At 44.4% G+C, this 20,551-nt stretch carries 17 protein-coding genes; 8 read left to right on the forward strand and 9 right to left on the reverse strand.

The genetic code is table 11. The features are described from left to right. Positions 1 to 17 precede the first annotated feature (17 nt). Both B5G33_RS08865 and B5G33_RS08870 read left to right on the forward strand, forming a co-directional pair. A complete protein-coding gene (locus B5G33_RS08865) occupies positions 18 to 1,358 on the forward strand; it encodes an MATE family efflux transporter (RefSeq protein WP_087417392.1) in 1,341 nt (446 codons plus the stop codon). Between the two features lie 93 nt (positions 1,359 to 1,451). Next, positions 1,452 to 3,218, forward strand: a complete 1,767-nt coding sequence (locus tag B5G33_RS08870; RefSeq protein ID WP_087417393.1) for an AAA family ATPase — start codon at positions 1,452 to 1,454, stop codon at positions 3,216 to 3,218. A 116-nt stretch (positions 3,219 to 3,334) separates the two neighbouring features. On the opposite strand, the gene B5G33_RS08875 is transcribed toward B5G33_RS08870, so the two are convergent. Next, a complete protein-coding gene (locus tag B5G33_RS08875; protein WP_087417394.1) occupies positions 3,335 to 5,383 on the reverse strand; it encodes a right-handed parallel beta-helix repeat-containing protein in 2,049 nt (682 codons plus the stop codon). A 373-nt stretch (positions 5,384 to 5,756) separates the two neighbouring features. Between B5G33_RS08875 and B5G33_RS21345 the strand changes: the two genes are divergently transcribed. After that, complete coding sequence (locus B5G33_RS21345; protein ID WP_158229599.1) at positions 5,757 to 5,927, forward strand: hypothetical protein; 171 nt, start codon at positions 5,757 to 5,759, stop codon at positions 5,925 to 5,927. A gap of 60 nt (positions 5,928 to 5,987) precedes the next feature. Here the strand turns inward: B5G33_RS21345 and B5G33_RS08880 are convergent, their stop codons facing one another. Genes B5G33_RS08880 through B5G33_RS08890 form a run of 3 tightly spaced genes read right to left on the reverse strand, consistent with a single transcriptional unit; the run spans position 5,988 to position 9,593 of the window. After that, complete coding sequence (locus B5G33_RS08880; RefSeq protein WP_330396669.1) at positions 5,988 to 6,161, reverse strand: hypothetical protein; 174 nt, start codon at positions 6,159 to 6,161, stop codon at positions 5,988 to 5,990. Beyond that, a complete protein-coding gene (locus B5G33_RS08885; RefSeq protein ID WP_087417395.1) occupies positions 6,158 to 7,801 on the reverse strand; it encodes a response regulator transcription factor in 1,644 nt (547 codons plus the stop codon). Before B5G33_RS08885 ends, B5G33_RS08880 begins: the two co-directional genes overlap by 4 nt. Then, positions 7,779 to 9,593, reverse strand: a complete 1,815-nt coding sequence (locus B5G33_RS08890; protein WP_087417396.1) for a sensor histidine kinase — start codon at positions 9,591 to 9,593, stop codon at positions 7,779 to 7,781. The genes B5G33_RS08885 and B5G33_RS08890 overlap by 23 nt, the downstream gene beginning before the upstream one ends. A gap of 196 nt (positions 9,594 to 9,789) precedes the next feature. Between B5G33_RS08890 and B5G33_RS08895 the strand changes: the two genes are divergently transcribed. The 5 genes from B5G33_RS08895 to B5G33_RS08915 all read left to right on the forward strand — a co-directional run bounded on the left by B5G33_RS08895 (position 9,790) and on the right by B5G33_RS08915 (position 15,271). Beyond that, on the forward strand, positions 9,790 to 11,073 hold the full coding sequence (locus B5G33_RS08895) for an ABC transporter substrate-binding protein (protein WP_087417397.1): 1,284 nt from the start codon (positions 9,790 to 9,792) through the stop codon (positions 11,071 to 11,073). Positions 11,074 to 11,142: 69 nt separating this feature from the next. Next, positions 11,143 to 12,021, forward strand: a complete 879-nt coding sequence (locus tag B5G33_RS08900; RefSeq protein ID WP_087417442.1) for a carbohydrate ABC transporter permease — start codon at positions 11,143 to 11,145, stop codon at positions 12,019 to 12,021. Between the two features lie 14 nt (positions 12,022 to 12,035). Further along, positions 12,036 to 12,890, forward strand: a complete 855-nt coding sequence (locus B5G33_RS08905) for a carbohydrate ABC transporter permease (RefSeq protein ID WP_087417398.1) — start codon at positions 12,036 to 12,038, stop codon at positions 12,888 to 12,890. A 22-nt stretch (positions 12,891 to 12,912) separates the two neighbouring features. Then, a complete protein-coding gene (locus B5G33_RS08910; RefSeq protein ID WP_087417399.1) occupies positions 12,913 to 14,025 on the forward strand; it encodes a glycoside hydrolase family 172 protein in 1,113 nt (370 codons plus the stop codon). Positions 14,026 to 14,035: 10 nt separating this feature from the next. Continuing rightward, a complete protein-coding gene (locus B5G33_RS08915) occupies positions 14,036 to 15,271 on the forward strand; it encodes an extracellular solute-binding protein (protein ID WP_242974615.1) in 1,236 nt (411 codons plus the stop codon). 129 nt (positions 15,272 to 15,400) lie between these two features. On the opposite strand, the gene rfbC is transcribed toward B5G33_RS08915, so the two are convergent. The 5 genes from rfbC to B5G33_RS08940 all read right to left on the reverse strand — a co-directional run bounded on the left by rfbC (position 15,401) and on the right by B5G33_RS08940 (position 20,507). Next, positions 15,401 to 16,006 carry a dTDP-4-dehydrorhamnose 3,5-epimerase gene (rfbC, locus tag B5G33_RS08920; protein WP_087417400.1) on the reverse strand — a complete coding sequence of 202 codons (606 nt, stop codon included), beginning with the start codon at positions 16,004 to 16,006 and terminating at the stop codon, positions 15,401 to 15,403. Positions 16,007 to 16,090: 84 nt separating this feature from the next. Then, positions 16,091 to 17,026, reverse strand: a complete 936-nt coding sequence (gene rfbD / locus B5G33_RS08925) for a dTDP-4-dehydrorhamnose reductase (RefSeq protein WP_087417401.1) — start codon at positions 17,024 to 17,026, stop codon at positions 16,091 to 16,093. 12 nt (positions 17,027 to 17,038) lie between these two features. Then, positions 17,039 to 18,058 (reverse strand): dTDP-glucose 4,6-dehydratase, encoded by a 1,020-nt coding sequence (gene rfbB, locus B5G33_RS08930; protein ID WP_087417402.1) that lies wholly within the window; start codon positions 18,056 to 18,058, stop codon positions 17,039 to 17,041. A gap of 95 nt (positions 18,059 to 18,153) precedes the next feature. Further along, the gene (gene rfbA, locus B5G33_RS08935; protein WP_087270845.1) at positions 18,154 to 19,050 is read right to left on the reverse strand and encodes a glucose-1-phosphate thymidylyltransferase RfbA; all 897 of its coding nucleotides are present in this window, start codon (positions 19,048 to 19,050) and stop codon (positions 18,154 to 18,156) included. 242 nt (positions 19,051 to 19,292) lie between these two features. Next, positions 19,293 to 20,507, reverse strand: a complete 1,215-nt coding sequence (locus B5G33_RS08940) for a MerR family transcriptional regulator (RefSeq protein WP_087270848.1) — start codon at positions 20,505 to 20,507, stop codon at positions 19,293 to 19,295. Positions 20,508 to 20,551 lie beyond the last annotated feature (44 nt).

Below are 20,551 nucleotides of genomic sequence, written 5' to 3' on the forward strand. Positions count from 1 at the left end.
CGGGAGGTACATTTTCTATGACAAATGATATGACAACAGGAAGTCCTATAAAACTGATCATTAAGTTTATGATTCCTATGTGTCTGGGAAATATTTTCCAGCAGTTTTATAATATTGCAGATTCCATTGTGGCAGGACAGTTTCTGGGAGTAAACGCCCTGGCGGCCATTGGAAGCACAGGTTCCCTGATTTTTTTTGTGACAGGCTGGCTGAACGGACTGACCAGCGGCTTTTCCATTTGGGTGGCTCAATGGTTCGGAGCTAAGCGTCTGACCAGAATGCGGCATTTTATCGCCATGTCTATTTATGTATGTCTGTTTTTTGTAGTAATTATGACCGTGGGGCTGCTGTTCCTGAACGAGCCGATCCTGAGGCTGATGAATGCCCCGGAGGAGCTGATGGGAGATATCAGCAAGTATATGGCCATCATTTACGCAGGACTTTTTGTTACCTGTGCCTATAACGCTCTGTCGGCAGTGCTGCGGGCTTTGGGAGACAGCCGCTCTCCTCTGTATTTTCTGATCGTTTCCGCAGTGCTGAATGTATTTATGGATATCGGATTTATCGTGTTTTTCCATATGGGCGTGGAAGGCTGCGCCTATGCCACAGTGATCGCTCAGGGAATTTCCGCAGTGTTGTGCCTGATTTACATAATTAAGAAATTTGATGTGCTGAAGCTGAAGAAAAGAGACTTTAAATTTTCTTTTTTTGTGATCAGGAAATTGTTGTCCCTGGGAGTTCCCATGGGTCTGCAGTTTTCCATTACGGCCATCGGGACTATTATTGTTCAGGGAGCTATTAACGTATATGGACCGGTTTCTATGGCAGGATTTTCCGCAGCCAGCAAGATCCAGAATATTATCTGTACGGTATTTGTCTCCTTTGGGGCTACCATAGCAACCTTTGTGGGACAAAACCGTGGGGCGGGAAAGATGGACCGTGTGCGGAAAGGGGTATATATGACCCAGGCCATGATCCTGGTGTGCAGTTTTGTAATTATGGCGGTGATCTATTTCCTGGGAAAATATATGGTGCTGATCTTTGTGGATCCATCAGAGACGGATGTGATCCATGCGGCTCAGATTTATTTCAATACGGTGGCCTGGTGCTATCCTTTCCTGGGAAGTATTTACCTTTACAGGAACGCTCTTCAGGGCCTTGGTTATGGGCTTGTTCCTATGATGGGAGGAGTCTTTGAGCTATTGGCCAGATGGGGGATCGTGGCCCTGGTGGCAGGGAACGCCGGTTTCGGAGCTGTGTGTATGTCTGATCCGGCAGCCTGGATCGCTGCGCTGATCCCGCTGATCCCTTATTATTTCTGGACCATGAGGAAAGAGAGGAAGAAAGAAACGGCATAAAAGAGGGACATTTCATTGAGTTCTTCGGAAAGAGAAGATATAATAGAGACAGAATATATGTGAGCCGGGCTGGCTGAGAAAGGAGGCGCTGTTATGCCCAAAAAGATATCCATCGGCTATCAGGAATTCGATGAAATTATGGAAAAACAGTTGTTCTATATAGATAAAACCTCCTTTATAAAGGAGTGGTGGGAACGGGAAGATAAAGTTACACTGCTTACACGGCCCAGAAGATTTGGCAAGACTTTAATGATGAGTACAATAGAGAATTTTTTCTCTGTGGAAAGGTCAGAGAAGAAAGGGATGTTTGCAGGGCTGGATATATGGAAAGAGGAGGCTTATCGAGAACTTCAGGGGAAGTTTCCGGTGATCAGTCTTACCTTTGCTAATGTAAAAGAACGTACTTTCCAAATGACAAAGCAGCGCATCGGACAGATATTGGCCGACTTATACAGCAAACATATTTATCTTCTGGAAAGCGGACTGCTGACCGCAGATGAAAAGAAGTATTTTCAGAGCGTTACTATGGATATGGACGAAACGATAGCCACAATGTCTGTTCATAAACTGTCGGATTTTCTCAGCAGATATTATCAGAGAAAAGTGATCATACTGCTGGACGAGTATGATACGCCCATGCAGGAAGCCTATGTAAACGGATATTGGGATGAGCTGGTTTCTTTTATGAGGAGCATGTTAAATGCAGCATTTAAGACCAATCCATATCTTGAGCGTGGACTTATGACAGGAATTACAAGAATCAGCAGAGAATCTATTTTTTCAGATCTGAATAACCTGAAGGTTATTACCACAACTTCCCGGGAGTACGGCGACTGTTTCGGATTTACAGAAGAAGAGGTATTTGCAGCTTTAGAGACATATGGGCTTTCGGATAAAAAGATGGAGGTAAAAAGCTGGTATGACGGATTTACCTTTGGAGATAAAAGGGATATTTACAACCCATGGTCTATTCTGAATTATCTGGATAATAAAAAATTAGCCCTGTATTGGGCACCTGTAGATTGTCATCTACAGGTCGCAGGCAGTCGCCAAATATCTGCAAGCAGCTACTTGGCTCGTTGCCATTGCGAAAAAACGAGTAGCAACAGTCTTGCCGGAAAACTGATCCGTGAAGGGAGTAAAGGGATCAAGGAAAGATTTGAGGTGCTGCTTCAGGGAGGGAGCATTGAGGTCTCTATTGATGAACAGATCGTATATGAACAGCTTTCTTTTAAGGAAAGCTCCATCTGGAGCCTTTTGCTGGCTGCAGGTTATCTGAAAGTAGCAGAGACAAAATTTATGGAGAATACAGGATATACGTTTTATGTGCTGAAGCTTACCAATAAAGAAGTGCACTGTATGTTTCTCTCGATGGTCCATGACTGGTTTTCCGACTATGACAGCGGCTATAATGAATTTGTGGAGGCTATGCTTCAAGGCGATGTAAAAGCTATGAACGTGTATATGAACCGGGTAGCATTAAATACCTTCAGCTTTTTTGACAGTGGGAAAAAAGCCTCTGCAGAAAATGAACCGGAGAGATTTTATCATGGATTTGTTTTAGGATTGATCGCTGATCTGGCGGAACGCTATACGATCACTTCAAACAGAGAAAGCGGTTTTGGACGCTATGATGTGATGCTGGAGCCGAAAACCGCTTCTGATGACGGGATCATATTGGAATTTAAGGTTCAGGATCATGAAGAGGAGAAATCTCTGGAAGACACCGCTCAGGCTGCCCTTAAGCAGATTGAGGAAAAAAGATATGCGTCATCTCTGGAAGCAAAAGGGATACCCAAAGAAAGGATACGCAGATATGGATTTGCTTTTTCAGGGAAAAAGGTATTGATCGGAAAATGAGCGGCATAAATGAAGGAGCTGTCATATGAGACATATGTCAGGAATACTTATGTATTCTGGATTTTGTTTCATAGGGCAGCTCCTTTATTTATGCTATTTAAAGAGGTGATAAACTGTTAATTCAGCTTCTTCCCGGCGTCATCCGGATTTTCAAAAGGTCCCACACAGGGATGAAGACTTCTGTGGTTTCCGAAATAGTCTTCGTTGAAGGTGATAGGGGAACCGTCGGGATTCTCAAAAGATTCTTCCGGTTCAAAGGCCATTCCCAGAGTTTCGGTACTGATGGTGCCTACTGTGATCTCAGGCAGGAGTTCATAGAGGTTGGTGTTCAGTTTCCATTCTCCGTTTTTTTCTTCCAGGGAAAGGGTAACTTTATGAGTATCGTCTACCACACAGTTCTTTTCTTTCTTCCAGGGTTTTGCGCCGTTTAAGTATACATTTCCCTCTGCCCATACAGGAAGGTGAATGTAATACCGGTCGCTGTCCGGACTGCCCATGCCGCAGTAGCCATCAAAATCTTTTACCCATTCTTCGTAGAGCTGGTATCCGTTGTCAAACATCCAGGTTCCTACGTCTAAATTTCCGTCATCCCATCCGTTCTTTCCTTCTCCCTGGAGATAGTCGTAGATCTTCACCATGCCAGGACGCTTTGGCTGCTGAACAAAAATATTATTGTAGAAACGGTCATCTCCATGAAGAAAGGTCATAAATCCTGCCACTTCTGTTCTGTGGGGAACATGGTATGGGGTATATCTTGGCGAAGATAAGGTAAGGGCTCCGTTGTCTGTGCCTTTTCCTACAGCGGTAAGGGCCCCGGCGATCAGGTTGTGGACAAATGCTACGCCCTGGGTGGCCAGCTTCACGCTGCGGTCAGAAAGAAGCAGGTTGTTGTCCACCAGAGTAGGGCCGTGGGATACTTCGATGAAGATATCCTCCCCCATGCCGGGATCACTGGGATCTATGCAGTCATCGGGAAGCGGCAGACAGTTGTCATGGAACAGGTTCTGGGTCACACGGGTGCCCTGTGCCTGCCAGTCCAGCCACAGACCTCTGGTGCAGTGGTGGATATGATTTCTCCGGTAGATCACGTCAATAGCGGCGTGCATTTTGATTCCGCCGATTTCCGCCCCGGCAAGATTCTGCTTGTTGTTAATATGGTGGATGTGATTATCCTCAATTAAAGAGAAGACGCCGCCTAAATGTCCTACAATGCCGGTCTGGCCGCAGTCGTGGATATTACATCTCCGGATAATATGAGAGCCGATATTCTCCTTTGTCCATCCCTCTCTCTGGGCCTGACAGATACAGTCGCGCTCTGTCTGGGTCCCGTCTTTAAATTTCCAGGTAAGCCATTTGTTGTCATTGTTTGGCTGTCTATATTTTCCCAGGGAAATGCCAGAGCATTTGGAGTGGGATACTTCGCAGTCTTCGATGATCCAGCCCTTAGACCAGTGAGGACCGATCATGCCTTCCTGGTAAGCGGTTGGAGGCGCCCACTGGGTAGCTGCCTTGGTTACTGTAAAGCCAGACAGAGTGATATAGCCGACCCCTTCTTTGTCAGGATAGAAGCAGTTTCTCCGCACATTGATCTCTACATTTTCTTTATTTGGATCTGCACCCTGGAAATTGGCGTAGATCACAGTCTCGTTTTTCTCTTCATCCTGCTGGGTATACCAGGTATAAACAGAGAAATCAGGATCCCAGGAAGTCCTGGATTTTACAGGATTTAAAACTTTATCCAGTTCCGTAACTTCATATAAGGACTTGTCATTGAGATATACTTCTCCGGTATGAGCGATGAAAGTAGCAATAAACCAGTCGCCCCTTACCAGGGTGGTGTAGGGATTGTAATTTCCGAAAAGTCCGTTGGGGATCCTGGCGACCCATACATTACCGCCGCCTTCTTTCTCTTCATAAGGTTCCCAGCATTTCACTTCTTCTGCTCCGGTGATCACAGCTTTTAAAGGTTCCACAGAAGTGTAGGTGATCCTGGCGTCTTCGGTTCCGGCGTTTACGGGATTTACATATTCCCGGTAAACGCCCGGATATACCAGGACTTCATCTCCGGCTTTGGCCAGATTGGCGGCCTCCTGGATATGCCTGAAAGGGTATTCTTTGCTTCCGTTTCCGCTTCTGGAGACGGAGGCATCAACGTAGTATTTCATGATATCAAAACCTCCCGATTTGTTATTTCTTAATTGCATTATAGTGTTCAAAATTTTTGGAAGCAATAGAGGAAAGGGGGAACTTTATAGAATAAATTGATGGACAGACTCTATGGCTGTTATATTTTTATATTAAATAAAAGAAATTTTACCCTCAGTGTACAAGAGACCAAATGGTCAGAACGGCTGAATTTGCAGTTCTGCTGCGTTACTTTCAATCGGCGTACATCCAGTACGCCTCATTCAAGTGCCTTGCAGAACTGCAAATTTAGCTCCTTCTGACTCTCCGACCTCTGCCATAGGAATTTTGCCCATTTTCAAGGCAGACGAAAGAGGCGTACTGGACGTACGCCGACTGAGGATAACGCCGAAAATGGGCAAAATTACATGGCAGAGGCGTTTGGCCCCTTGTACACTGAGGGTAGCTTTAGTTTATGAAAAAAGAGTGGGTATTTATGGGAAGCATGAGCAGGGTATTATCCGGATAAAGCCGTATTATTGGGAAGACGGCGTGGAAATACCCTGGAAGCAGGCAATGGATTAAAAAGAAAAGCTATAAGAGAACTCTCCCGGGAGGAAGGAGATTCTCTTATAGCTTTTTTCATTAGTCTTCTTCCTTTGTGCTGGCTACAAGACGACCAAAATTACTCTGATACAGACCGTCTTGGATAATACGGTACTGCTCAAATTCACTTTCTGCAAAGGCTTTGGCGATTGCCTTTTGCAAATCTACCGTGCTGTTTCGAATTTGCAGTCTGTTATTTTTCTTTTCAGTCATTGTATATCACCATTGTTTGGGGAAATTTCTTTTTCCGGCAAAGGCCTTGGCTGCTGCTCTCTATAAACTGATGGAGATACCCCCAGCTTTTTCTTAAAGCTGTTACTGAAATAGTATTGGTTTGCATATCCGCATTTGCTGCTGATCTCTTTCAGAGAAAGGTTTGTAGAGGAAAGATAACGGCAGGCGCTTTCAATCCGGAGGGCTGCAATGGTGTCGCTGATACTCTGTCCAGAGACTTTTTTGAAAAGCGTACTCAGATAAGCCGGCGAGATATTGGCATGCTGGGCGATGTCGTTTAGGCAAAGGCTGCTGTGCTCAAAATTTTCTTTTATATATCCCATGGCGACATTGTATACTTGATTATGATAGTTTTCCATGGAAGAATCCAGTTTCCGGTAAGCCATAACACAGAGCTTTTTGATCCAGACTACAAATTGCTCATAGGTCCGGAAGGAATCAAAATGCTTATATACTTCCAGGATTTCTTTCTCCAGATCAGCAGTCTCCAGGTTCATTTCATAGAGAAATTTCAGGATACGTCCCAGCAGAGAATAAATGCGGATAAAGATCATATTTTTGTCTTGTACCTGGCTGGTAAGCTGCTGGAAAAAGGCTTTCAGCCAGTTTTCAATGGCGTCGTCCTCTTTGGAACAGATCAGCCGGATCAGTTCTTCTTCGGAAGCCTCAGAAAAAGATAAAAGACTGAATTCCTTTCCAAGGGCGTCTTTTGCGTCAAAAATATTTTTGTGAGGAAAAAAGAACCGGTATTTTAACGCCCGGGAAGCACTGGCGAAAGAAGCCGGGAGTCTCCAGATATTATCTACTGCGCTTCCCAGACCGATATTCAAAGTGTAATGAAAATTATTGTAGGACTTTGTGATATCTTCTACTGTGTTATGTACAGACTGAAGAAACTTTCGGCGGGAATGGCTGCTGCCGCCTAAGATACAGGTAATCTCCTCAGCATCTGTCAGATAATGAAAGTAGCTGAATCCATGGAATTTTTCTTTCAGAAGATCCAGAATATTCAATAATTCCATCTGGAATTGGGCGAAGTCCGGGCGGTTGTCGGTTTCCCCGGTATATTCGGCCTCCAGGACAAGTACGATAAAATAATCATAATCTGTTTTTAGATCCAGGTATTCCAGAAAGTCTCCCAGGCGGAGTTTTGGATCTTCTCCCGGATAATGGAGGAGGTCGTCAAAAAATTTATCGGTCATCAAAGGACGGCTGGCTCTGAGCAATTCCTGGTTTTTCCGGATCTTATCTAATTGTAAGAAGGCGTTCTGGATTTTTTCGGTAAGATAGGGATAGTCCAGAGGTTTTTCAATATAATCATAGGCTCCCAGGCGTATGGCACGCTTGGCGTATTCAAATTTATCATAGGCGCTGACCAGGATGATCTTAACCATAGGATTTATGGACAGGGCCAGTTTACACATGGAAATCCCGTCAAGGTCCGGCATTTCTATGTCGGAAATGATCAGATCCACGGAAGTTCTTTTCATAGCTTCCAAAGCGGAGCGGCTGTTGTATTCAATAATAGAGACTTCTGCATCCAGAGACGGCCAGTCTATATTTTTTTCAATACCTTCTGCTGCGAGAGAATTGTCGTCAACAATCATTACTTTCTTCATAGTCTTCCTCCATTTGATCAAATTCTATAGTGATCACTGTTCCGTGATATAACCGGCTCTCAATGGAAATATGGCCGTTTCCGAAGTGGGGACTGGAAATCCTTTTATTTACATTGCCGATCCCGAAATGCTTTTCATAGTTTACGGCTTTGCTGTCCAGGGTACGCCTTAGTTCTTCCAGCTGTTTTTCACCGATTCCCACCCCATTATCTTCAATGGTGATAATTACAGTATCTTCCCCGTATACAGCGGCGATGTGCAGATGAATCCGGGGAGCCCGCTGGGAAAGTCCGTGGAGAATGGAATTTTCCAGAAAAGGCTGGAGGGTAAATTTACAGATCAGGAAATTTTCAATGCCGTCTTCTAGATCAAATTCCCAGGACAGATTATCATTATGGCATAATTTCTCTATTTCCAGATAAAGACGGGCAATTTCCAATTCATCCTTTATAGTGATCAGGTCTTTGGATTTTCTAAGAGTCATCCGGTAGAACCGGGTGAGATTTGTCAGCATTTGATCTGCAATATCCAGTTTTCCGATGGACTGACAGGTCTGAATGGATCCCAGAATATTATAGAGAAAATGGGGATTGATCTGTGATTGAAGCAGCTGGTACTTCAACTTTTCTTCAGTAAGGGAAAGGTCCAGGATGGACTGCATATTATCTTTCAGGGACAGCTGCATTTTCTGAAAAGTCAGTCCCAGACGGTCAATCTCATCATAAGTTTCCGGGTCTTTTCCGGGAGGGATCAGTTCTGACAGATCTTCTTTGGGAGAATCAAGAGTCAGATGTTCCATAGCCCGTGATAAGAGCCGTATCTTTTTTGTTAATTTTCCGGAGATCGCAATGATCACAAGCAGCGTTAAAGGCAGAGAACAAAGCAGGGTGATCAAAATGGACTGTATCAATACCTGTACATTTTCCTGAATATAAGAATCCGGGATTTCCGTGATATGATACCAGCCGTTCTGAAGCTGTACGCAATGATAGGTAATATTGTCTTTATAGAGGATCTGACTGGAGCTTTCTTTTAACTGTGAGAGAAGTGCCTCGTCTGCTCCAGGCGGATTGACAGGGGTATTGTGCGCGATGATCGTCCCCTGATCGGTCAGAATATAGCTGGACAGATTTTTGTCAGCAAAGGATTCCTCCAGATAACCGGAAAATTCAGAGATATCCAGAAAAATAATATAAGCATAGGCGATTTCTTTTGTCTCTGTATCTTTTAAAATACGGCAGCAGGCAATACAGTTTCGGCTTTCTTCTGTGCCGGAGATCAATAATGGAACAGACACATTTTTCTGGTAAAACCAGATAGAAGATGTGCCGGGATTCTCCAGGGCTGTTTCCGGAACATCATACTCCTCAAATTCCTCAAGGGGAAAGAAGTAGAGACGTTCATTAGCGCCCAGACGGTCCGAGGGAAGAAAAATACAGGCGTAATACAAATTAAAAGTGGATTTGAAAAGGGAAACATCATTTCTGATATCTGTCAGGGCAGATAAATATTCCATTGTAGAATCCGATTGTCCTAATGTATACATATCGTACTGCAGAGCATTTGCCACACTTTCTACATGGGACAGACGCTCGTTGATCTGCATATTCAGCTGCTCGTCAGAGGATATAGATGCGTTCAGGATCCTCTGTTCTGCAATATGATAGGATACAGAGTAAGAGATCCCTCCAATAATACATAAAGGGATAAACGTGCATAATAAAAAAGCACATAGCAGTTTGGCCTGAAAGTGAGAACGCCATTTGCCAGAGAGCATCCTGTTTTTTTTCATAAAAACCTCCTAAATATATAGATACATCTATGAGTTTTATTATAAAAGAGAGAAAAACAGGATTCAATAAAGATAAAAATAATATAAACGAATCGAAAAATATTGTATTTTGAAAAAAACAGCTTTTTGTTATTCTGAGTACATCAAAAACAAAGGGCGGCGGGAATAGAGAAGAACGCCCGGATAGGAGGAAAACATGAGAAAGAAAGTTGTGAGTATGTTACTTGCCACAGTCATGGCAGCAAGTATGCTTGCGGGCTGCGGAAACGGCAGTTCCGAAAGCGGCGGCGACGCCGGATCAGGAGAAGGGAGCGGTACTTCAGATGAGGCGTACGATCTGACCTTATATAGCATTAATACAACAGACCCGGAATTTGATCAGTGGCTCGATAACGTAGAAGAAGCTACGGGACTGAATATTAATGTGATCGCAGCGCCTACGGATTCTGACACCCGCCAGCAGAAAATCACCACTATATTATCTACCGGCGATGCTTCCGTAGATATCATAGAGATCAATGATGAGATGAGTTCTGCGTTTAAAAATTCCGGCTGGCTGGAAGGACTCAACGATACAGTTATGACAGAAGATATTGTTGATAATTTCGCCAAGGGCTATGTGGAAAATATGATCACAGACAAAGACGGAAATATTATCGGAGTACCCGGATACACAGGATATCTGGCCTTTTGGGTAAACCAGGAGATCATGGATGAAGTGGGAATTACCTCAATTGACACAAAGGAAGACTTCATGAAGTATATGGAAGCTGTCTCAGGTGACGGACGGTACGGATATGGAGGATCCTGGGAGAAAACATATGTTTTTAATGAGATCGCCCAATTTGTCAATATGTTCGGAGGAGATTATTTCGACTGGACGAAAGAAGAAAATAAAGAAGCGATTCAGTTCCTTTATGATATGGTCCAGAATGGACAGACGCCTATCGATCAGATCGCAGATAAATATGAACAGATGAATCCGAAAGCCAATGATGGAAAATACGGATGCTGGTTTATGTGGGGACTCGGAACGGATTATGAATCTGCAGGTATGCTGGGAGCAGATAAGATCCATATGGCTATGGTTCCGTCCTTTACAGAGGATGGAAGCAGATATGTCTTCACAGATTCCTGGAACTATGTATTAAACTCAGCTTCTAAGAATAAAGAGGCGGCTATTAAATTCCTTCAGTATATGGCAGATGAAGGCGGAATGAAAGCATCTTATGAATGTTTTGACCGGTATCCGGCCAGAACGGACGTGGCAGAAAAGATCGTTCCGGATTCAGATCCTGCAAAAGAAATGTATAGCAGATATGCTACGGAGTGTACAGTTTCAGGACGTCCTATGCTTCCTCAGACCATGGAATTCATTACAGATATGGGAACGATTTTCCAATCCTGTATGCAGGGAGATATTTCTGTAGACGAATTTTGCACGAATGCCCAGGAACTGGTTGATAAGTACAGCGAGTAAGGGAAACAGCAGGCTGCCGCAGAAATGTGGCAGCCTTACTTACAGAAGCGGAGAAAAGGAGGAAAGGATATGGCCGTAAGTAAAAAAGCAATGAAGTGGATTCCCTGGGTTTTGATTTTACCGGTTGTACTTATCAGAGGATTTACCACGCTATACCCGATTCTGGTTACAATAAAGAACAGTTTTTTTGATATTAAGATTTTAGCCGGGGTCGATGAATTTGTAGGACTGGCAAATTATATAAATGTATTTAAAGATGCGAAGGTTCAGACATCTGTGATTTTTACAGTTATGTTTGTTGTAGTATCTATGTTTTTCCATATACTGCTGGGAGTAGCGCTGGCCTTGATACTCAATATGAAATTTAAAGGACGCCGCTTCCTGAGGACGATTGTCCTGATCCCCTGGGCTATGCCTACTGTTGTAGCCGGAATGGCGGCGAAATGGGCTTTTAATAATGACTATGGACTGATCAATGATTTTGTCCGGAGATTTTTTTCAGATTTTCAGTTTAACTGGCTGATCCATACAGAATCAGCAAGATCTGCGGTTATTGCAGTAGATTTGTGGAAGGATCTGCCGTTTTTCGCTATTTTAGTACTGTCGGGTCTTCAGTTTATATCCGAAGATATTTATGAAGCAGCCAGGGTAGATGGAGCGAACGGGATCCAGTGCTTTTTCAGGATCACACTTCCGCTGATCGCAAGAAATGTTTTGACATTATGTATACCCTTCACGCTCTGGAGACTGACCAGTTTCGACCTTGTTTATGCCATGACATCTGGAGGACCGGGAGAGGATACAGCTTTGATCGCCTACCGCATTACTACGGAAGCCTTTACAAATCTGAATGTAGGTTATGCGGCTACATTAGCAGTTATGCTGTTTATGGTAATGGCTCTGTTCAGTTTTATTAATATGCGGTTTATCAGTAAGATATCGGATTGACGGGAGGGTTAAGAATGCAGGATAACGCAAAATATAAAGTATACAGAGGATTGATAACGGTAGGAAGATGGGTTTTATTTGCCGTCGTAGCATTTATCATCTTGTTTCCTGTATACTGGATCTTTATTTCATCCATTACTCCATCAGGAGAACTTTTTAAAACCCCCATTGATTATCTGCCGGACCATCCTACACTGGAAAGCTATTTATTTCTGATCGAGAATGTAGGGCTTTTAGAAAAGATAGGGAATACAATATTGATCGTAGGGATCACACTTATCGTAGGGACAATTTTGTGCTGCATGGCAGCCTATGGTTTTGCCAGGTTTACATCAAAAGGGGTATCACTGGCTTTTGCTTTTGTGATCGCCACTATGCTTATACCGGAGGTTGTGACCGCCAGACCTTTGTACGAATTTATGAGAACGGTGGGACTATATGATACCTATATAGGTCTGATCATTTTATATATCAGTGCGGTGATTCCGTTTACTGTGCTGATCCTGAAAAACTTTGCTTCAGAGATCCCGGTATCTCTTGAAGAAGCTGCGGCTATTGATGGCGCTAATTTTATACAGAGGCTTTTTTTGATCGTGCTGCCTCTTATGCGTCCTGCCATCGCTACGGTCTGTATCATTAATTTCATAACCTGTCTGAATAACTTTTTCACACCGCTGTATTATTCCAATAATATACAGGTTTTATCCGTATCCATTGTACAGCTTCCGCTGCGGGATAATATGTATGGAGTTCCCTGGGATCTGGTAAGCGCTATGGGATGGATCATCCTGCTTCCGATCATTATCTTTGTAGCAGTCTTTGAGAAACAGATTATGGATGGTATAATGGCAGGAGGAGTGAAAGCATGATCATATATGGGAGGAAAACAGAATGAATCAAATATTTGGAGGAAGCCTGTCTTCTCTGCCATTTGCAAGGCATGAGAAAAGCAGGTCTATAAACGCAGAGAACCCAACGGGTGAAAAAGGAAAAGGAGGGATGACCGCCAGTGAACTGGGGCCGTCCAGAAAGGGAAGTCCCTGCCTTAGAAATATCAAGAGTGGGGACACGGTAACTCTGGCAGAGATCCAGGGACCGGGAATGATCCATCATATCTGGATCACAGTAACGGATAAGACCACAGAGGCAGACCGTTTTGTACTCCGAGACCTGGTGCTGCGGATGTATTGGGATGATGAGGAAAGCCCGTCGGTAGAAACGCCTCTGGGAGACTTTTTCTGCTGCGGTTTCGGTGAGGAATGTATCGTAAATTCCCTGCCGGTAGCTGCTGTGCCCAGCCGTGGGCTGAATTGTTATTTCCAGATGCCTTTTAATAAAAAGGCCAGGATCACTCTGGAAAATCAGCATGCCAATGAAATACCGGCGTTTTTCTATCAGATTGACTATGGGCTTTATCAGGACCCTTTCCCGTCAGACATCGCATATTTTCACGCACAGTGGAGAAGAGAGAAGATCACCCAGCTGCAAAAGGACTATGTGATACTGGATCAGGTAAAGGGGAAAGGCCATTATGTAGGAACCTACATGGCCCTTACGACTTTGGAGAGATACTGGTGGGGAGAAGGTGAGATCAAATTTTATATTGACGGAGATGAAGAGTATCCCACTATCTGCGGTACAGGGACAGAGGACTATTTCGGCGGTTCCTGGAGTTTTGCAAAGCAGATAAACGGAAAAACAGTAGAGCAGAATTATTGTACGCCATATATGGGATATCCCTACTATTCCAGTCATGATGAGAAAATCCATAATCTTTACCACAATGACGACTGTATGCCTATGCGGGGATTTTACAGGTGGCATATTCAGGATCCCATCTGTTTTGAGGAAGATCTGAAAGTAACGATCCAGCAGATCGGAGTGGGATACAGAGGACTTTTTGAAAGGCAGGATGATGTGGCCAGCGTGGCCTACTGGTATCAGGCAGAGCCTCATAATCCTTTCGGCCCGATGCTGAAGAAAGAAGACAGGTGGCCCAGATAAGGAGCAGAAGTTGAAAAAATATGTATTGGGGATTCTGTTTTGCAGCTGTCTGCTGGGAACAGGGATCGGCTGTTCAGAAAAAGCCAGAGAAGAAAAAATACCGGAAACTGGAAAGAGCGGCCAAAATGAGATTACGATCATGCATGTAGATGCAGATTATCCGGAATTTCAGAAATTCATTGATCAGGCTGAAAAAGATCTGGATCTGAAAATCCATATTGTTTCTTATCCGGAAAATGCAGATAACCGGCAGGCGGAGGTATCTACCATACTCTCTGCCGGAGAGGATTCTGTGGATATTTTTTCAGTAAATGATGAAATGGTCAGTGAATTTAAATATAAAGGTTATCTGGAACCGCTGAATGATACAGTAATGACGGAAGACATTCTTTCCTGTTATCCGGAAAGTTATATGGAGCATATCGCTATGCTGGACGGGAAGGTGTATTCTGTGCCATATTATATGGATATTATGGTATTCTGGGTCAATAAAAGCATGATCGGCGATATGGAGATCAGGACCCAGGAAGATTTCCAGCGCCTTCTGGAGACGGACTTCGGTGAGGGACGCTATGGATACGGAAGCGCATGGGACAGCGCTTATGTATATAATGAACTTTCCGAATTTATTAATTTTTTTGGCGGCAGTTATTATGACTGGAACAGCCCGTCTACCCGGGAAGCTCTTACCTTTCTGGCGGATATTGTGAAAAAAGAGCAGACGCCCATAGAGCAGATAACGGACCAATATGAACAGTTGGAACAAAAATTTCTGGAAGGAACCTACGCCAGCATCTTTGTCTATAGCGGAACACTGGATATGTTTGTGCGGGCAGGCGCATACAGGGAAGACTTCATACAGCTTGCACCCCTGCCCAGGTTCAAAGAAAATGTTACCAATATAGCGGCCTGGCAGTATATCCTGAATAAATCTTCGGCGAATAAGGAGGCGGCTATCCGTTTTCTGAAATATGCGGCCAGCCGTGAAGGAAGCATTGCCTACGCAGAATATATGAACCGGCTTCCGGTAAGACTGGACATTATCAGAGAGGAAGATCTGGACATTCCCGGATTTGAGCAGTTGAGAGAGTATGTGGAAAATACAGAACTGAAGGAAAGGCCTTTTTCCAGAAATACTATGGAAGATATTACTTCTATGGGCGCTTTGTTCCAGAGATATGTCCTGGAGGAAATCAGCCTGGAAGAGTTCTGCAAAGGCGCGCAGAACATTACAGATGGTTTCTGAAAGAACTATATGCAAATATCATGTTCAATATATAAGACCTGGCACTTAAAAACAATCTGTGCCGGAAAGAAAAATTATGCCATAAAGTACCGTAGCTTTAGAAAAGTCCGGACTTTATGGCATAGTCTTTTACTGGAACTTAAAAGTATCCTTAAATCCTGCCCACTTCTGATCTTTTTCACTTAAATTCAACGGCGTTCCATCCTTTAAGCAATATCCCTCAGCAGAAGCAGTACCTTTATATTCTCCGGTAACTTCCGGCCACTCAATACCGATTTCCGGATCGTTCCAGGCCATGCCCCCTTCGTCACCGGGATGGTAGAAGTCTGTGCATTTATAGCAGAACTCGGCCACATCGCTGAGTACCAGGAAGCCGTGGGCAAAGCCCTGGGGAATGTAGAACTGCTTTTTGTTTTCTTCAGAAAGCTCTACGCCGAACCATTTGCCGTAGGTTTCGCTGTGGGTCCGAAGATCTACCGCCACATCAAAGACCTTTCCTTTGATGACCCGGACCAGTTTGCCCTGGGGGAACTGCTTCTGGTAATGAAGGCCTCTTAATACACCCTTTGTGGAGCAGGACTGGTTGTCCTGGACAAAGTTCATAGTAAGGCCTGCCTCCTCCATGTCCTTCTGATTATAGGTTTCCATAAAATAACCTCTGTCATCGCCGTGAACAGCAGGTTCTATGATGCAAAGCCCTTCAATAGGGCATTTAGTTACTTTGATCTGTCCCATGAAATCCTCCTTTATTTATATAAAGTTCTGTGATAAATTTGATAAAAATTCTGCCGGAACAAAGAATCCTGATTCTTGACAGCATCAAAATTCAATTTCAGCCAGGTAGCGTTTCACTGCATCCTGCCAGGTTGGAAGAAGGTTAAAGCCGTTGGCAGTAAGCTTGCTTTTGTCCAGACGGCTGTTGAAAGGCCGTTTTGCCTTGGACACGCCGTATTCTTCTGTGGTCACAGGAGTTACGGTCACCTTTTCATACTCTTTGTGGCCGGCTTCAATAGCCTGACGGAAGATTTCTTTTGTGAAATCATACCAGCTGATGTAGCCGCCTTCGTTAGTAGCGTGGTAGTAGCCATACTTTTCTGTTTCAATCATATCTACCAGCAGTACGGCCAGATCCAAAGTGTAAGTCGGAGTGCCGATCTGGTCGCTGACTACCCGGAGCTGATCGTGGGTTTTTCCAAGATTCAGCATGGTCTTAATGAAGTTCTTGCCGTTCTTGCCGAATACCCAGGCAATACGGACAATGAAATATTTTTCCAGGTTTTCGGAAACTGCCAGTTCTCCGGCCAGCTTGGTCTCTCCGTACACATTAAGCGGCTTGTAATCCTTGCAGTCCGGCTCCCAGGGCTGGGTGCCCTGGCCGTCGAAGACGTAGTCGGTGCTGATGTAAACCATCTTACAGCCCAGGTCTTTGCACACCAGGGCAATATTTCTGGTGCCGTCGGCATTGACTTTCCGGACAGTTTCTTTTTTATCTTCATCTTCTGCCAGGTCTACGGCAGTCCAGGCAGCGCAGTGTACCACTACGTCGGGATTTACTTCTTTTAATACTTTTTCTACAGAAGCTTTATCCGTGATATCCATGGGAACATAAGGCATAGTTACAACGGCGGTGCCGTCTGGGATACCGCTGTAAGTATCTTTAATATCTGATCCAATGCCTTCATAGCCCCTCTTTGCAAGTTCGTTCATCACGTCATGGCCTAACTGGCCGGCAACACCTGTAACTAATACTTTCATGAGCATGTCCTCCTATCTGTTTCCATACATTTTTTCATAATAATTCTGGTATTCACCGGAGATGATAGTTTCCCACCATTCTCTGTTTTCCAGATACCATTTGATGGTTTTCTTGATGCCGTCTGCGAACTTGGTCTCCGGCAGCCAGCCCAGCTCGTTGTGGATCTTGGTTGGGTCAATAGCATAGCGCATGTCGTGACCCTTCCGGTCTGCAACGTAAGTGATCAGGCTTTCCGGTTTGCCAAGTTCCTTGCAGATCAGTTTTACAATGTCAATGTTTTTCATTTCGTTGTGGCCGCCGATGTTGTAGACCTCTCCTACACGGCCTTTGTGGATGATCAGGTCGATAGCTTTGCAGTGGTCTTCCACATACAGCCAGTCTCTTACATTTTCACCTTTTCCATATACAGGAAGAGGCTTGTCATTTAAAGCATTGGCGATCATCAGAGGGATCAGCTTCTCCGGGAAATGGTAAGGTCCATAGTTATTGGAGCAGCGGCTGATGGTCACAGGCAGGCCATAGGTACGGTGGTAAGCCAGTACCAGAAGGTCGGCTCCTGCCTTGGAGGAGCTGTAAGGGCTGCTGGTGTGGATAGGGGTTTCTTCTGTAAAGAACAGGTCCGGACGGTCCAGAGGCAGATCTCCGTAAACTTCGTCTGTAGATACCTGATGATAACGCTGGATCCCGTATTTCCGGCAGGCGTCCATAAGTACGGCAGTTCCTTTGATATTGGTGTCCAGGAATACTTCCGGATTTTCAATGGAACGGTCTACGTGACTTTCAGCGGCAAAGTTTACCACCATGTCCGGATGCTCTTCTTCAAATAATTTATATACGGCTTCTCTGTCAGTAATGCTTTCTTTTACAAAACGGAAATTAGGATTGTCCATAACAGGGGCAAGAGTAGAAAGGTTTCCTGCATAAGTCAGACAGTCAAGACAGATGATCCGATAGTCCGGATACTTGTCCAGCATATGGAAAATAAAGTTGCTTCCGATAAATCCGGCTCCGCCGGTAACAATAATGGTCATAATGGTTCTCCTTTTATAATGATATTTTTAATAAAGCGGATTTATGACAAAAACCCGCTCATCCGGAAAACTGTTTTAAGAAGAATTCCGGGAAATCAGTGGAGGCTGTCCAGATATTTGCCGTCCAGAACGTCTTTTAAATACTGGCCGTACTGATTTTTCTTCAGGACTTCATATACCTTCATAACATCGTCTTTGGTGATCCAGCCGTTTAAGTAGGCAATCTCTTCCAGGCAGGCAATTTTTCTGTGCTGATGGTCTTCCATGGTCTTTACAAAGTTGGTGGCTTCTACCAGGCTTTCATGAGTACCAGTGTCCAGCCAGGTAAAGCCCTGTCCCAGGAGCTCTACATTTAGCTGTCCGGCCTCCAGATAGATACGGTTCAGATCTGTGATCTCCAGTTCTCCTCTGGGGCTTGGTTTTAAGTTTTTCGCATAGTCTACAACCTTATTGTCATAGAAATACAGTCCGGTAACGCAGTAGTTGCTCTTTGGATGTTCCGGTTTCTCTTCAATGGAGATGGCCTTTCCGTTTTCATCAAACTCTACGATACCGAAACGCTCCGGATCGTCTACATAGTAACCGAATACTGTGGCGCCTTTGCCCATTTCTGCATTTTCTACAGCTGCTTTCAGCCTTTTCTTCAGGCCGTGGCCCGCAAAAATGTTGTCTCCCAGAACCATGGCTACGCAGTCATTTCCAATAAAGTCTGCGCCGATGATAAAGGCCTGAGCCAGTCCGTCAGGACTGGGCTGTACGGCATAGGAGAGTTCAACGCCAAACTGGTGGCCGTCTCCTAAAAGAGCCTCAAACCGGGGAGTGTCCTGAGGGGTAGAAATGATCAGGATATCCCGGATCCCTGCGTTCATGAGAACAGACAGAGGATAGTAGATCATAGGCTTGTCATAAATTGGCAGCAGCTGCTTGGATGTTACCATGGTCAAAGGGTAAAGGCGGGTTCCTGAACCGCCGGCAAGAATAATACCTTTCATGAGATAATCTCCTTTGTATATTAGTTATTTTTGTTCTTTAGTTTTCCATAAGCTGTCGATTATAAACGGATATGTTCATAAGATTAGGATTAAGGCTCCTGACCTTATGTTAAATCTATTATATAAGATGACGTTACGTCACCTTCAACCCCTATTTTCCAATTTTAAGAAATATTTTATTCCCGCGAGCAACGAGCCAAGCGGGCATGCTCGCATGTCCATTTGGCGACTGCCGCGAGGGTCTAATACTCCGATGCCTGCATCGGGTTTTTTGACTTACTGCGGCAGGCAAAAAAGCCGGCATCCTTGGTGATATAGAAGCCATCGGCAGTTTTTTTGGATACAAAGGATCGGAATTCTTTGTATCTGTCCAGAATGTACTGATTCTGATTTCCATGGCAGGACAGGATATAGGCTATAAGGGGCTCCGCCTGGGTGACCAGAAGACTGTCCTCATACCGGTGCCACTCTACATCTGAAAAATAAGGACTGAGAATAGAAGGACCGTTTTCTTTGCCGAATTTTTCATAAAGCTTGTCCGCAGAAAGTATAATACGGCTGTCAAAATCCTGGACCAGACGGCTGATTTCACACATATGCTGGGTTCCATAGGCACTGCAGTAGAAAATTCCGCCAGGCTTTAATACCCGCCGGATCTCTTTTAAGGTTTTATCCAGATCATCACAGTAAAACAGTACGTGATTGGCAATGACTGTGTGAAAACTTTCATCAGGGAAAGGGATTTCCTGGCAGTCGAAAGCCTGAAAGGAAAAACGGGGATCTCCTCCCGCCAGGTTTCTCTTGGCGTCTCTGAGCATACCATCGGAGATATCCGAAAGTGTGAGAAAAATATTTTCTGGAATCTTTTCCTTGTTCTGAGACCAAAGGGAGCCGTCTCCGCACCCAAGCTCCAGGATATCCGTTCTTTCCTGGATATGATACATTCGGAACAGCCAGGGGAACCACCCCTCTTTATTTTGAGAATAAAGGCTGTGGAGCCGGATTCTGTCAGAAATATTTTTTGAGTTCAGATACTGGCCTTTCAGACTTTTTTCCATTCCTGTAAGGTGGATCAGATCCAGCATATGGCTCCAGTTAATACTGCGGTTTTCCTGAATCTCCCTGGTAGTATCTTCTATAGCTTTTTCTACAAGCTGTAACTGTTCGATCCGGTCCTGGACCAGCTTCTGCTGGAGGGCGAGAGAATTCAGAGTAAAGTGATAGTCTGTGTCGTCGATGGTCATTTCCTTGATATCTTCCAGGGAAAAACCCAGATATTTCAGCAGCAGGATTTGCTGAAGCCGGGCAAAGTCCTTATCTGTATAGAAACGGGATCCTGCCGGGGAGACGTAGGAAGGCTTTAAAATATTCTGTTTGTCATAAAAACGGACAGTACGCACAGAAATGCGGGCCATTTTGGCAAACTGTCCCGAGGTATAGTATCCTTCTGGTTTCATAGGGGACTTCCTTATTAAATCTTTATTCCTGCGGGCATGCTTGT

This window comes from Blautia sp. An81, assembly GCF_002161285.1.
Classification (GTDB): Bacteria; Bacillota; Clostridia; order Lachnospirales; family Lachnospiraceae; genus Blautia; species Blautia ornithocaccae.

What these genes read in the sequence shown, in the direction of transcription:
- B5G33_RS08940 (WP_087270848.1), bottom strand. Translation starts at nt 20,507, where the DNA reads ATGAAACCAGAAGGATACTATACCTCGGGACAGTTTGCCAAAATGGCC.
- B5G33_RS08895 (WP_087417397.1), top strand. Translation starts at nt 9,790, where the DNA reads ATGAGAAAGAAAGTTGTGAGTATGTTACTTGCCACAGTCATGGCAGCA.
- rfbA (WP_087270845.1), bottom strand. Translation starts at nt 19,050, where the DNA reads ATGAAAGGTATTATTCTTGCCGGCGGTTCAGGAACCCGCCTTTACCCT.
- B5G33_RS08875 (WP_087417394.1), bottom strand. Translation starts at nt 5,383, where the DNA reads ATGAAATACTACGTTGATGCCTCCGTCTCCAGAAGCGGAAACGGAAGC.
- B5G33_RS08890 (WP_087417396.1), bottom strand. Translation starts at nt 9,593, where the DNA reads ATGAAAAAAAACAGGATGCTCTCTGGCAAATGGCGTTCTCACTTTCAG.
- rfbC (WP_087417400.1), bottom strand. Translation starts at nt 16,006, where the DNA reads ATGGGACAGATCAAAGTAACTAAATGCCCTATTGAAGGGCTTTGCATC.
- B5G33_RS08880 (WP_330396669.1), bottom strand. Translation starts at nt 6,161, where the DNA reads ATGACTGAAAAGAAAAATAACAGACTGCAAATTCGAAACAGCACGGTA.
- rfbB (WP_087417402.1), bottom strand. Translation starts at nt 18,058, where the DNA reads ATGACCATTATTGTTACCGGCGGAGCCGGATTTATCGGAAGCAACTTT.
- B5G33_RS08885 (WP_087417395.1), bottom strand. Translation starts at nt 7,801, where the DNA reads ATGAAGAAAGTAATGATTGTTGACGACAATTCTCTCGCAGCAGAAGGT.
- B5G33_RS21345 (WP_158229599.1), top strand. Translation starts at nt 5,757, where the DNA reads ATGGGCAAAATTACATGGCAGAGGCGTTTGGCCCCTTGTACACTGAGG.
- B5G33_RS08905 (WP_087417398.1), top strand. Translation starts at nt 12,036, where the DNA reads ATGCAGGATAACGCAAAATATAAAGTATACAGAGGATTGATAACGGTA.
- B5G33_RS08900 (WP_087417442.1), top strand. Translation starts at nt 11,143, where the DNA reads ATGGCCGTAAGTAAAAAAGCAATGAAGTGGATTCCCTGGGTTTTGATT.
- B5G33_RS08865 (WP_087417392.1), top strand. Translation starts at nt 18, where the DNA reads ATGACAAATGATATGACAACAGGAAGTCCTATAAAACTGATCATTAAG.
- B5G33_RS08870 (WP_087417393.1), top strand. Translation starts at nt 1,452, where the DNA reads ATGCCCAAAAAGATATCCATCGGCTATCAGGAATTCGATGAAATTATG.
- B5G33_RS08910 (WP_087417399.1), top strand. Translation starts at nt 12,913, where the DNA reads ATGAATCAAATATTTGGAGGAAGCCTGTCTTCTCTGCCATTTGCAAGG.
- rfbD (WP_087417401.1), bottom strand. Translation starts at nt 17,026, where the DNA reads ATGAAAGTATTAGTTACAGGTGTTGCCGGCCAGTTAGGCCATGACGTG.